Here is a 12,108-nt window from a genome sequence, read left to right as displayed (position 1 = left end):
GCGAATCCGCCCGGTGCGGGTCCGCGTCCCTCCTGCGTTCCACCGGCGGAGGCGTTGATTCGGACACTCATAATTGAGGGATGACAAACCGGATCTTGATCGTCGAGCACGAGGCCGAGGCGGGCCTCGGCCTGTTCGCCGGATGGCTGGCCGGGGCGGGCCTGGCCTGCGAGGTCGTGCGGCCGTACCTGGGCGAGGAGATCCCCTCCCTCGACGCCGGGACGGGAGTCGCCGGTCTTGTCGTGCTCGGCGGCGCGCCGTCGGCCTGGGACGACGAGGGGACGCCATGGCTGCCGGCCACCCGTGAGCTGATCAGACGGGCGGTCGAGGCGTCGCTGCCCACCCTCGGCATCTGCCTGGGCGCCCAGCTCATGGCCCTGGCCTGCGGCGGAGAGGTCCGTCCGGGGGAGGCGGGGCTGGAGGTCGGCCTGGGCGAGGTGTCCCTGCTGCCGGCCGCCGCCGACGACCCGCTGTTCGCCGGGCTGCCGCTCACCGCGCGTGCCGTGCAGTACCACCAGGACGCCGTCACCGTCCTGCCCCCCGGCGCCGTCCCGCTGGCCACGGGCGCCGCCTACCCCAACCAGGCATTCCGCCTCGGTGAGCGGGCCTGGGCCGTGCAGTTCCACCCCGAGGCGTCGCCGGAGATCTTCGGGTCGTGGACCGGGCCGAACCTCGCCGAGCTGGCCGCGTCCGGACACGACGCCGCCCGGCTCTGCGCCGAGGTGGACGCCGCCGAGCCGGAGCTGCGGCGGACCTGGCGCCCCCTCGCCGAGGCCTTCGCCGCCGTCGCGCGGGAGGGGCGGGAGCCCGGCGACCTGCCCGGCACCCATGTCCATTCCCGGTGACCGGGCGATTACGTAGCGAAACCACTAACGACGAATCGGTGAGGAAGCGGCTACGTTGAGCATGTGACCGCCGAGTCCCGTATGCAGACGACAGCAGGGCGTCTCGCCCGGCTGGGCTTCGCCGACGGAGCCCAGGCCGAGCGGCTTCTCGACGACCTCGGACCTGAGGCCGTGGGCGATCTTGACCTGCTCGCGGCCCTGGTCGGCGCGGCCGACCCCGACCTCGCCCTCATCTCGCTCAACCGCCTCGCCGAGCGCGACCCGAGCGTCCTCGGCGCATTGCGCGCCGACCCGGGCCTGCGATCGCGGCTGCTCGGCGTCTTCGGGTTGTCGGCCGCGCTCGGAGACCACGTCGTGCGCCATCCCGAGCACTGGAAGCTCCTGTCCGGCGACGAGGCCGTCCAGCGCACGCCCCGGCACGCGATGCGCTCAGAGCTGCTGGCGGCCGTCGGCGCCGACCCGGACGACCCCGAGCCGTGCGCCTCGCACGGCGGCGCCGAGGCCACGCCGGCCGCGTCGGCCACGTCGGCCATGTCCGCCCTGCGCGTCGCCTACCGCGGCAGGCTGCTGCACCTGGCCGCCCGCGACATCACCGGCGCCGCCTCGCTGTCGGAGATCACCTCCGAGCTGTCCGACCTGGCCTCCGGCGCCCTGGAGGCCGGGCTCGCCATCGCCAGGGCCGAGGTCCCCGAGAGCGCCGACGTCCGCCTCGCGGTGATCGGCATGGGCAAGTGCGGCGCCCGCGAGCTGAACTACATCAGCGACGTGGACGTCGTGTTCGTCGCAGAGCCCCGCGACGGCGTCGACGAGACCAAGGCGCTCCAGACCGCCACCCGGCTGGCGCAGGGCATGATGCGCGCGTGCTCCACCAGCACCCCCGAGGGCTCCCTGTGGGAGGTGGACGCCGCGCTGCGGCCCGAGGGCAAGGCCGGGCCGCTGGTCCGCACGCTCACCAGCCACCTGACGTACTACCGCCGGTGGGCCAAGACCTGGGAGTTCCAGGCGCTGCTCAAGGCGCGGCCGGTCGCCGGCGATCTCGAACTCGGTGGCGAGTACGTCGCCGCGGTCAACGAGCTGGTCTGGCAGTCCGCCGCCCGCGAGAACTTCGTCGAGGACGTCCAGGCCATGCGCCGCAGGGTCGAGGCCCACGTCCGCGCCGGCGAGGCCGACCGGCAGATCAAGCTCGGCCCCGGCGGCCTGCGCGACATCGAGTTCGCCGTCCAGCTCCTCCAGCTCGTGCACGGCCGCACCGACGGGCTGCTGCGCCGCCGCGCCACCCTGCCCGCCCTGGCCGCCCTCTCGCGGGGCGGCTACGTCGGCAGGGACGACGCCAAGGCCCTGGCCGAGGCCTACACCTTCCTGCGGCAGATCGAGCACCTGCTGCAGCTGCACCGCCTGCGCCGCACGCACGTCGTGCCGGAGAACGTCACCGACCTGCGCCGCATCGGCCGCGGCCTCGGCATGGTCGTCGACCCGGTGGGGGAGTTCACCACCCGCTGGAAGCGCCACGCCAGGGAGGCGCGGCGCCTGCACGAGAAGCTCTTCTACCGGCCGCTGCTGCAGGCCGTCGCCCGGCTGCCCGGAGAGGAGGCCCGCCTGTCGGCGGCGGCCGCCTCGGCCCGGCTGTCCGCGCTCGGCTACGCCGACCCCGACGGAGCCCTGAGGCACATCGCGGCCCTCACCAGCGGCGTCTCCCGCAGGGCGGCGATCCAGCGCACGCTGCTGCCGGTCATGCTCGGCTGGTTCGCCGACGCGCCCGACCCCGACGCCGGGCTGCTGGGCTTTCGCCAGATCAGCGACAAGCTCGGCACCACCCCCTGGTACCTGCGCCTGCTGCGCGACGAGACCGCGGTCGCCGAGCGCCTGGCCCGCCTGCTGGGCACCAGCCGCTACGCCACCGGCCTGCTGCTGCACTCGCCGGACGCCGTCGCCATGCTCGGCTCGGACGGCGAGCTGACGCCGCGCCCCAAGCAGGCCATCGCCGGCGAGGCCGCCGCCTCGGTGCGGCGCCACTCCCAGGACGCCGAGAGCGCCGTGGTGTCGGTCCGCGCGCTGCGCCGCCGCGAGCTGCTGCGCACGGCGGTCGCCGGGCTGGTCGGCCGCATCGACATCGAGGAGGTCGGCCAGGCCCTCTCCGAGCTCAACGACGTCACCATCCAGGCCGCCCTGGACTCCGCCGTCCACAAGGTCACCCTCGAACGGCGCGGCGAGTTCCCCACGCGCTTCGCGGTGATCGCGATGGGCCGGCTCGGCGGCTACGAATGCTCCTACGGCAGCGACGCCGACGTGATGTTCGTCCACTCGCCGCTGGAGGGCGCCGACGAAAAGGCCGCCGCCGACGCCGCGCACGCGGTCGCCAACGAGCTGCGCCGCCTGCTCGCCCGTCCCGCGCCCGATCCGCCGCTGCTGATCGACCCCGACCTGCGCCCGGAGGGCCGCCAGGGCCCCCTCGTGCGCACCCTGTCCTCCTACGCCGCCTACTACCGGCGCTGGTCCTCGCCGTGGGAGTCCCAGGCGCTGCTGCGCGCCCGCTTCTCGGCCGGAGACCCGCACCTGGGCCAGGCGTTCATGGAGCTGGTCGAACCGCTTCGCTACCCGCCCGACGGCATCGGCGAGGCGGCCATGCGCGAGATCCGCCGGCTGAAGGCACGCATGGAGGCCGAGCGGCTGCCCCGCGGCGCCGACCCGCTGCTGCACACCAAGCTCGGCAGGGGCGGGCTGTCGGACGTCGAGTGGCTCGCCCAGCTCATCCAGCTCCGCCACGCCTGCCAGATCCCCGAGCTGCGCACCACCCGCACGCTGGAGGCCCTGCGCGCGGCCGTCGGGGCCGGGCTGCTGGCCTCCACCGACGAGGAGGTCCTGGCCGAGGCCTGGCGCTTCGCCTCCCAGATCCGCGACGCCATCATGCTGGTGCGCGGCCGGGCCGGCGACAGCATCCCGGTCGACGTGCGCGAGCGCATGCTGATCTCCCGCGCCCTCGGCTACCCGCCCGACGGCTCGGAGGACTTCGTCGAGGACTACCTGAGGACCACCCGCCGGGCGCGGGTGGTCACCGAGCGCGTCTTCTACGGCGGCGCCTGACCCGCCGCGTTCCGCTCTCTTCCGTTCCCTTCCGCCGCGTTCCGCTCTTTTCCGCCGGCGACGCCTCCCTCGGGCGGTCTGTCGCGTGGCGCGACCGAGGCGCGGCGTCGTCCCGGCGCGGCGTGGGCGAAGGTCCCCGCGCCCCATGACCTCAATGAGTACCTTTGTTGACGTTCCGTTGACCTACCGCTTCGTGGAGGAACGGTCATGCCCCCCTCGGACTTCCGCGCCGCCCCGCAGGGCCCGGCCGGTGATGCCCGGTGAACTCCGTCTACATCGACCTCGCCATCGGCCTGGTCCTGGCGTTCCTGATGTTCTCCCTCCTGCTCAGCGGCGTGAACGAGGGCCTGGTGCGCCTGCTCGGCATCCGCAGCAAGTTCCTGTGGGCCTACCTCAGGGACACCCTCGACGGGCACAAGGGCAGGAAGTCCATCCCGAGCACCATCGCCGAGGTGTTCGCGAGCCTGCCGTTCCGCCGGGACGAGCGCCCCGCGTTCAGCGCCCAGCCCCCGCCGGTGCGGAACTCGGCGACGAGCTGGACCGGTCTGCTCTACGAGCGGCTGCGCGAGATCGACCACGGCAAGGACGGCAGGACCAGCATCGCCTCCATCCCGCCCGGCCGCTTCGCCATGGCGATGATGGAGATCGTCACCGGCGAGGGCGGCGTGCCGGCCATGCTCACCAAGCTGGAGCAGAGCGGCAGCCCGCTGTACCGGCCGCTCAAGGGCGCCTGGGACACCGCGCACGGCGACCTGGACGCCTTCCGCAAGGGCGTCGAAGAGTGGTTCGACGGCGAGATGTCGCGGCTGACCATGCTCTACCGCCGCTACGTGCGCTGGGTGATCGCCGCGCTCGGCCTGGTGCTGACGCTGGTGTTCAGCATGGACGCCCTGGAGTACGGCAGGGCCATCCTCACCGACAACGCCATCAGGGCGCAGGTCGCGACCACGGCCGACGGGGGAGCCCGGTCGCTGGAGTCCCTGCGCGACAAGTGCCCCGAGCACCCTGCCGACCCCTACGGCTGCGTGACCGAGGTGCTGTCGGCCCCCGCGTTCGTGCAGATGGTCAGCCACGCGCCGGTGTCGGTGCGCATCCCCGAGGGCGGCAGCCCCCAGTGGTCCTGGAAGGGCGGCGACTGGTTGCACCGGCTGATCAGCCCGGGTCACTGGCCGGGATTCCTCATCACCTTCTTCGCCCTGCTGTTCGGGGCCCCGTTCTGGTGGGACATCCTGCGCCGGCTCACCGGCATCCGCGTACGGGCGGGGGAGACGTCCGGAAAGTAGGCGCGGCACCGGCGAACGCCGCCCCGAATGCCGCCCCGATTGCTGTCGTGCACGGCGAATGCCCTCACTGTAAGTGTTCGACGTGCTGCGTTACGTGTTGAGAGCGCGAGACGGGGGGTAGGAGAGCCATATCTCATTCCGCGCGCTGGTTGGGGGGACCATGGGGCGGTTCCGGGCAGGTCATATCGGGGTGCTGTCGCTCGGCGTCTTGGCGCTGGCCGCGTGCGGCCACGGGGACACCAAGGTCGCCGCGCAGCCGGCCGCGCCGCACAAGCAGGCCGGGCCGGCCGCCGCGCAGGAGGCGCGGAAGGCCGCCGTGGCCATCGCGGCCAAGGTCAAGGCGAACGAACTGGGCCAGATCCCGGTGATCATGTATCACCGTGTGGTGGCCAAGCCGACCGTCACCGACGACCGCACCCCCGCGCAGTTCCGCGCGGAGCTCGAACGCCTCGCCAAGGACGGCTACGTCCCGATCACGGCCAGGGAGTACACCACCGGCAAGATCGCCATCCCGGCGGGGCGCCACCCGGTCGTGCTGACCTTCGACGACTCCTCGCCCTCGCAGCTCACGCTGGACGGCATGGGCAAGCCCAAGGCGGACACCGCGGTGGCCATTCTGCAGGACGTGGCCGCCAAGCATCCGGGGTTCCGGCCGGTGGCCACCTTCTACGTCATCAGGGACATGTTCGGCACCTTCGGGCCCGAGGCCCAGGCGCAGACGCTCGGCTGGCTGCGGGACAACGGCTTCGACATCGGCAACCACACGCGCGACCACATGAACCTGCGCGGCAAGTCCAAGCAGCAGGTCACCGACCAGATCGCCGCGGGCCAGAAGCTGATCACCTCGTTGATCAAGGACGTGCCCGTCACGCTCGCCCTGCCCTACGGCAACCAGCCCAGCACCAAAGACTGGGCCATGCGGGGCGAGGCCGGTGGCGTGAAGTACAACTACTCGGGGGTCTTCCTCGCCGGGTACACCCCCGGCGCCTCGCCGTTCAGCAAGGACTTCGACCCGCTCGGCATCCCGCGCATCCGGGCCATGGACAAGGTCGGCGACTGCGCCCGGTTCTGCTCCACGGCCTGGCTCGACTGGCTCAACGCCCACCCCGAGGACCGCTACACCTCCGACGGGGACATCAGGACCGTGGCCTTCCCCAAGTTCAAGGCGCCGTACGTCGCGAGCCGCTTCGCCGGGTACACGCTGCCGTACTGACCGGCTAGTGCAGGTCCAGGGCCATCAGCACGACGAGCCCGATCAGGTGGGCGAACACCACGAACACGATCAGGAAGACGAAGACGAACTTCGCGGGCCCGTGCTCGAAGTGCTGCCCCTCCTTGAGCGGGGGCAGCTGGGCGCGGCGCTCGGCGATGCGCTCTTCGAGGGGCTTGCGACCGAACAATGGATTCCCTTTCCTCACCCGGGCAGCCATCGCTCGCGTGTGCCCGTCACCATGCCAACGTCATGAACCCCGGGAGGCTTCCTCGGCGCGGACGCCACCGGGCTGAACGGACACGACACGAGGGTATAGCGCCCCCTCCCCGCCCCCTCGCCCGGGAACCATCGGGGGCGCGGGGCGGTGACCAGGGCGGCTGGACGGGGCCGGTTGACGCGACATATCGTGATATTGAGCACGTCGCACGATATGACGTTCATGAGCCTTCGTTCACGGGAGGAATCTCCATGTCGCACATCCCCAAGAGCACAGGGAGCGCGCTGCGGGAGCTGCTGCGGGCCGTGGCCGGGCTGACCTCGGGGCTGTCCTCGGGCATCCTCGGCAAGCCCACCGCGCCGGGCCCGGTGGTCGACATCCGCGACGGCAAGGGCCACGACCCCCGGCGCCGCCGCTAGAGACCGGGGCGGGGCCGCTCGATTCAGATGCGCGCGGCGCCGATCGGCGACAGCTCGCGGAGCCTGTCCTCGGTCGGGCTGCCGGGCCGGGCGGTGAAGACCTGCAGGAACTGTGACCGGTCGGGGTCGGCCAGCGTCTGGCAGTACAGCTCCAGCAGGCCGAGCCGCGGGTGCCGGACGCGCTTGGCCGGACAGGCGGGGCCCAGCACGGGATGCTCACGCCACACCGCGGCGAACGCCGGGCTCTCCTCCAGCAGCGCCTCGACGATCGCGGCCGCCCGCGACCCCCTGCCGTCGCGCGTGTAGGCATCGTGCAGACCGGCCGCGATGAGGCGGTCGTGCAGCGGATGGTCGTCCTCGGGGTGGATCAGCCGCTCGGCGGGGTCGGTGAACCAGCGGTAGTGCAGGCTGCGCGCCAGCCCGGTGTGGCGGGTCTGGTCGCCCATCAGCGCGACCGCGGGCGGGGTCTGCCTGAGCGTCTCCCCGAGATGGGTGACCACCTGGGCGGGGGTGTCCTCCAGCCGGTCCAGAATGCGCGCCATGCCGGGTGAGACCTGGTCGCCGCGCGGGACCCGCGGCGGCGTGGCGTGCCCGGCCAGGCGGAACAGATGGTCGCGCTCCTCGGCGGACAGGCGCAGGCCACGGGACAGCGCGGCGAGCATCTGCTCCGACGGCATCGGGCCGCGCCGCTGCTCGATGCGGCTGTAGTAGTCGGTGGACATGCCGGACAGCGCGGCGACCTCCTCGCGGCGCAGCCCGCCGGTGCGGCGTCGCGCTCCGCGCGGCAGGCCGACGTCCTCGGGCTGCAGCGCCTCCCGCCGCGTGCGCAGGAATTCGGCCAGTCGGACCCGGTCCATGGACGAGAACACCCCCTCGACGCCCACCGGGCGCGGGCGCCCCCGGCGCCGCCGTCCCACGCCTCGGATCAGGGCTGTCTGCAGCGTACCCGCCGCCGGCCGGGCCCCCGACACCTCCCGCCAGGCCGATGACGTCCCCTTCTGTGACCGGCGGCACTGATACTTGACCGTGCGTTCCAGATAGTCGTAGCCTGCTTCCATGGCTCGAGTCAGGGAGTTCGACACCGAGGCCGCGCTTGAGGCGGCCATGTCCGCCTTCCGCCGCAGGGGGTACGAGGGGACTTCGGTGCAGGACCTGGTCGACGCCACGGGAGTCGGGCGGGGGTCGTTGTACGCGGCGTTCGGCAGCAAGGAGGGTCTGTACCTGGCGGTCATGGATCGTTATCGGGAGCGGTACGCGGTCCCGCTGGTCGAACTTCTCGGCAGCGGCGCGCCCGCCCGGGACCTGATCCACGCGGTGCTGGTCGGCGTGGTGGACGAGATCGTCCACGACGGCGAACGGTTGTCCTGTCTCATCGTGAGCGCGACGACGGAGCGGCTGCCCCATGACCCTGATGTCGCCAAGCGCGTGCGGGCGACGACCGCGTCACTGGAGGACGCGCTGACCGAGGCGATCCGCCAAGCCCAGGCGGGCGGGCAGGTCGCCGGCGCTCGGGATGCGAGGGACCTGGCGGGATTCCTGCTGGCGACCGTCCACGGCCTGCGGGTCATGGGCGCGATCACCGCCGATCGCGGGTCACTGATGCGCATCGTGGAGGTGGCCATGGGCTGCCTCGACTGAGTTCTCCCTGCCCTCAAAATGTAACGAGCATTCAAGAATTAACCCGTGCGCGGCTCACGCGTCACATCACCCGGACCGCACCCGCGGCCGGCTCCACCATGGGGGAAGCACATGAACAAGATCGGTGTCGGGATCATCGGGGCGAGCTCGCGAGGATGGGCGGCCATCAGCCACGTCCCGGCGCTCAAGGCCCTTTCCGACTACTACGACCTGCGCGCGATCAGCACCACGCGGCGGGAGTCCGCCGAGCTCGCCGCGAAGGAGTTCGACGTCCCGGCGGCGTACGACGACCACAGGGACCTGATCGCGGATCCCGGTGTCGACCTGGTGGTGGTGGCGGTGAAGGTGACCCACCACCATGCGCTCGTCTCGGCGGCGCTGGAGGCCGGGAAGATGGTCTACAGCGAATGGCCGCTGGGCGTGGATCTCCGCGAGGCGGCCGATCTCGCCCAGCGCGCCCGGGCCGCGGGCGTGCGCACCGTGATCGGACTGCAGGCCCGCTTCTCCCCGGTGGTCCGTCATGTCCGCGACCTCATCGCCGACGGCTACGTCGGCCGGGTGCTCGGCACGACGCTGACCGGGTCAGGGGTCTCCTGGGGACCCGAGACCGACCGCGCCCACGCCTACATCTTCGACGCGGCCAACGGAGCGACGCTCCTGACCGCGGCGGGGGTGCACGCCCTCGAAGCGGTGAACCACGCGCTGGGGGACCTCGCCGGCGTCTCGGCCAACCTCGTCATCGGCCGCGAGGAGGTGCGGGTGGTGGACGATGGGACGACGATCCCGGTGACGACGGCCGACCAGCTGTCCGTCATCGGGACGCTGGACAACGGCGCGGCCCTGTCCTTGTTCTACCGCGGCGGCTTCTCGCGCGGCGACAACCTGCGGTGGGAGATCAACGGCACCGAAGGCGACCTCGTCCTCACCGCGGCCGGAGTCAACGGAAACCTGCAGGTGGCAAATCTGAAGCTGGAAGGCGGCCGAGGCGCCGACACCGCGGTCGCCGAGATCACCGTTCCTGATCACTACTTCGGCCCGGTCCCGCGCGCCCTGGCCGCGCTTCCGCAGAACGTGGCACAGACCTATGCGTTCCTGGCGAAGGACGTGCGGGACGGCACCGAGACCGTCCCCGGCTTCGATCACGCCCTTTCGCGGCACCGGCTCGTCGAAGCGATCGAGCGGGCATCCCGCACCGGATCCGTCCAGGTTCCGGCAGGTTCGGCCGCTTGACCGCGCGAAAGGCCCAAGGTGGGAAACGGAAAGCCCGTGGCGAGGTGCATGCCCTTGCCACGGGCTTCCGACTCGACGACCTGCGGGACCGCCTCGCGGCAGCACCGGCCGGAGACCGCGCGACGCACACGTGCGTCGCCGCGCGGTCGCCGGTCACACGTCGTAGTAGAGCTCGAACTCGTGCGGGTGCGGGCGCAGACGGATCGGGTCGATCTCGTTCTCGCGCTTGTAGGCGATCCACGTCTCGATGAGGTCGGGCGTGAACACGCCGCCCTCGAGCAGGAACTCGTGGTCGGCCTCCAGCGCGGCCAGAACCTCCTGCAGCGAACCGGGGACCTGCGGGACCTGGCCGGCCTCCTCCGGAGGAAGCTCGTAGAGGTCCTTGTCGACCGGCGCCGGCGGCTCGATCTTGTTGCGGATGCCGTCCAGGCCCGCCATGAGCTGCGCGGCGAAGGCGAAGTACGGGTTGCACGACGGGTCCGGGACGCGGAACTCGATGCGCTTGGCCTTCGGGTTGGACCCGGTGATCGGGATGCGGATGCAGGCCGAGCGGTTGCGCTGGGAGTACACCAGGTTGACCGGCGCCTCGTAGCCCGGCACCAGGCGGTGGTAGGAGTTCACCGTCGGGTTGGTGAAGGCCAGCAGCGCCGGCGCGTGCTTGAGCAGGCCGCCGATGTAGTAGCGCGCGGTGTCCGACAGCCCCGCGTAGCCGACCTCGTCGTAGAAGAGCGGCTCGCCGTCCTTCCAGAGCGACTGGTGGCAGTGCATGCCGGAGCCGTTGTCCCCGAAGATCGGCTTGGGCATGAAGGTGACCGTGTGGCCGAACTCCACCGCGGTGCTCTTGATGATGTACTTGTACAGCATCAGGTTGTCGGCGGTCTTGAGCAGCGTGCCGAACCTGAAGTCGATCTCGGCCTGGCCGGCGGTGCCCACCTCGTGGTGCTGCATCTCGGTCTCGATGCCCGCCTCGATCAGGCGGCGGACCATCTCGGAGCGCAGGTCGGTGAAGTGGTCCATCGGCGGCACCGGGAAGTAGCCGCCCTTGTAGCGCGGCTTGTACCCGAGGTTGCCGCCCTCCTGGGCCTTGCCGGTGTTCCAGGCGCCCTCGATGGAGTCGATGTGGTAGTAGCTCTCGCTCGCGCTGCTGGAGAACCGCACATCGTCGAAGATGTAGAACTCGGCCTCAGGGCCGAAGTAGACCGTGTCGGCGATGCCGGTGCCCTTGAGGTACTCCTCGGCCTTGCGGGCGACGTTGCGCGGGTCGCGGCTGTAGGCCTCGCCGGTCAGCGGGTCGTGGACGAAAAAGTTGATGTTGAGCGTCTTGTGCTGACGGAACGGGTCCAGGACGGCCGTCGACGGATCGGGCAGCAGGAGCATGTCCGACTCGTGAATGGCCTGGAACCCGCGGATCGACGAGCCGTCGAACATGAGGCCGTCGGTGAAGACGCTGGCGCCGAAGTTCTCCACAGGGAAGGTGAAGTGGTGCGTCGTGCCCGGCAGGTCGGTGAACCTGACATCGACGAACTGCACCCCTTCGTCCCTGATGAACTTCAGGACGTCGTCGGCGGAGCTGAACATCCAACCTCCCAGGGGCACGGGCTTTCAGACTTGAACGTAGGCCTGTGCCGTTTCCACCCCATGTCTCGTTTGTTTCACGGATGTTAAGCAGAGGGGGGGTATGCCGCCGGAACCACCGCTGCGGCCTCCCGATATCTTACCCGCATGAGCAAGCAACCCCGCTGGACGCAGACGTGGATCGGCGGCACCCGCGCCGCCGGCGTCGACCTCGGGCATCCGGGCGAGCGGCTCGGCCTCCCGAGGGAGGGCAGCGGATCGGTCTCGGGGTTCGGGCGGCGCATCGGCGCGATCACCGTCGACTGGCTCATCTGCACGTGGGCCATCGCCGGTGGCCTGCTGCGGGTCGACCCGCGCAGCGCCGGCTGGGTGGGCTTCGCCGTGTTCGCCGCCGAGTACGTCCTGCTGGTGGGCACCATCGGCATGACCTTGGGCATGCGGCTGTTCGGCATCAGGGTCGCCGCGCTCGACGGCGGCCGGCCGGGGTTCGGCGCCGTCGTCCTGCGCACGCTGCTGCTCTGCCTGGTGGTCCCCGCCGTCGTCTGGGACCGCGACGGGCGCGGCCTGCACGACCGCGCCGCCCGCACCGTGGTCGTCCGGCTCTGAG

General features: G+C 71.5%; 11 protein-coding genes. 8 read left to right on the top strand and 3 right to left on the bottom strand.

From position 1 onward, the window contains the following. The first annotated feature begins 80 nt into the window (after positions 1–80). From ACWEN6_RS15060 to ACWEN6_RS15045, 4 genes are all read left to right on the top strand, one after another. Entirely contained in the window at positions 81–845 is a 765-nt protein-coding gene (locus ACWEN6_RS15060; RefSeq protein ID WP_452570718.1) for a type 1 glutamine amidotransferase, read from the top strand. Positions 846–926: 81 nt separating this feature from the next. After that, positions 927–3,926 carry a bifunctional [glutamine synthetase] adenylyltransferase/[glutamine synthetase]-adenylyl-L-tyrosine phosphorylase gene (locus ACWEN6_RS15055; protein WP_452570798.1) on the top strand — a complete coding sequence of 1,000 codons (3,000 nt, stop codon included), beginning with the start codon at positions 927–929 and terminating at the stop codon, positions 3,924–3,926. A 260-nt stretch (positions 3,927–4,186) separates the two neighbouring features. Next, the gene (locus ACWEN6_RS15050) at positions 4,187–5,209 is read left to right on the top strand and encodes a hypothetical protein (protein WP_452570717.1); all 1,023 of its coding nucleotides are present in this window, start codon (positions 4,187–4,189) and stop codon (positions 5,207–5,209) included. A 160-nt stretch (positions 5,210–5,369) separates the two neighbouring features. Further along, positions 5,370–6,422, top strand: coding sequence for a polysaccharide deacetylase family protein (locus ACWEN6_RS15045; protein WP_452570716.1), 1,053 nt, complete (start codon positions 5,370–5,372; stop codon positions 6,420–6,422). Between the two features lie 4 nt (positions 6,423–6,426). Here ACWEN6_RS15045 and ACWEN6_RS15040 read toward each other — a convergent pair whose 3' ends face one another. Next, on the bottom strand, positions 6,427–6,609 hold the full coding sequence (locus ACWEN6_RS15040; protein ID WP_354843592.1) for a hypothetical protein: 183 nt from the start codon (positions 6,607–6,609) through the stop codon (positions 6,427–6,429). A 281-nt stretch (positions 6,610–6,890) separates the two neighbouring features. Between ACWEN6_RS15040 and ACWEN6_RS15035 the strand changes: the two genes are divergently transcribed. After that, positions 6,891–7,058 (top strand): hypothetical protein, encoded by a 168-nt coding sequence (locus ACWEN6_RS15035; RefSeq protein WP_452570715.1) that lies wholly within the window; start codon positions 6,891–6,893, stop codon positions 7,056–7,058. 23 nt (positions 7,059–7,081) lie between these two features. Here the strand turns inward: ACWEN6_RS15035 and ACWEN6_RS15030 are convergent, their stop codons facing one another. Further along, on the bottom strand, positions 7,082–7,915 hold the full coding sequence (locus ACWEN6_RS15030; protein WP_452570714.1) for a helix-turn-helix transcriptional regulator: 834 nt from the start codon (positions 7,913–7,915) through the stop codon (positions 7,082–7,084). A gap of 199 nt (positions 7,916–8,114) precedes the next feature. Here ACWEN6_RS15030 and ACWEN6_RS15025 point away from each other — a divergent pair, with 199 nt between their 5' ends. Beyond that, the gene (locus ACWEN6_RS15025) at positions 8,115–8,696 is read left to right on the top strand and encodes a TetR/AcrR family transcriptional regulator (RefSeq protein WP_452570713.1); all 582 of its coding nucleotides are present in this window, start codon (positions 8,115–8,117) and stop codon (positions 8,694–8,696) included. Positions 8,697–8,807: 111 nt separating this feature from the next. Next, positions 8,808–9,926 carry a Gfo/Idh/MocA family protein gene (locus ACWEN6_RS15020; RefSeq protein ID WP_452570712.1) on the top strand — a complete coding sequence of 373 codons (1,119 nt, stop codon included), beginning with the start codon at positions 8,808–8,810 and terminating at the stop codon, positions 9,924–9,926. Positions 9,927–10,079: 153 nt separating this feature from the next. Here ACWEN6_RS15020 and glnA read toward each other — a convergent pair whose 3' ends face one another. Next, entirely contained in the window at positions 10,080–11,504 is a 1,425-nt protein-coding gene (gene glnA / locus ACWEN6_RS15015; protein ID WP_354843578.1) for a type I glutamate--ammonia ligase, read from the bottom strand. 144 nt (positions 11,505–11,648) lie between these two features. Here glnA and ACWEN6_RS15010 point away from each other — a divergent pair, with 144 nt between their 5' ends. Next, positions 11,649–12,107: an RDD family protein gene (locus ACWEN6_RS15010; RefSeq protein WP_354843575.1), complete on the top strand. Its 459-nt coding sequence runs from the start codon at positions 11,649–11,651 to the stop codon at positions 12,105–12,107. Position 12,108 lies beyond the last annotated feature (1 nt).

It is taken from the genome of Sphaerisporangium sp. NPDC004334, from assembly GCF_053602655.1.
The sequence above is the reverse complement of the archived record's forward strand: the minus strand, read 5'-3'. Positions and strand labels throughout refer to the sequence as shown.

Coding starts and splice junctions, on each gene's coding strand:
- ACWEN6_RS15060 (WP_452570718.1), top strand. CDS start 81: ATGACAAACCGGATCTTGATCGTCGAGCACGAGGCCGAGGCGGGCCTC.
- ACWEN6_RS15055 (WP_452570798.1), top strand. CDS start 927: ATGCAGACGACAGCAGGGCGTCTCGCCCGGCTGGGCTTCGCCGACGGA.
- ACWEN6_RS15045 (WP_452570716.1), top strand. CDS start 5,370: ATGGGGCGGTTCCGGGCAGGTCATATCGGGGTGCTGTCGCTCGGCGTC.
- ACWEN6_RS15035 (WP_452570715.1), top strand. CDS start 6,891: ATGTCGCACATCCCCAAGAGCACAGGGAGCGCGCTGCGGGAGCTGCTG.
- ACWEN6_RS15030 (WP_452570714.1), bottom strand. CDS start 7,915: ATGGACCGGGTCCGACTGGCCGAATTCCTGCGCACGCGGCGGGAGGCG.
- ACWEN6_RS15025 (WP_452570713.1), top strand. CDS start 8,115: ATGGCTCGAGTCAGGGAGTTCGACACCGAGGCCGCGCTTGAGGCGGCC.
- ACWEN6_RS15020 (WP_452570712.1), top strand. CDS start 8,808: ATGAACAAGATCGGTGTCGGGATCATCGGGGCGAGCTCGCGAGGATGG.
- glnA (WP_354843578.1), bottom strand. CDS start 11,504: ATGTTCAGCTCCGCCGACGACGTCCTGAAGTTCATCAGGGACGAAGGG.
- ACWEN6_RS15010 (WP_354843575.1), top strand. CDS start 11,649: ATGAGCAAGCAACCCCGCTGGACGCAGACGTGGATCGGCGGCACCCGC.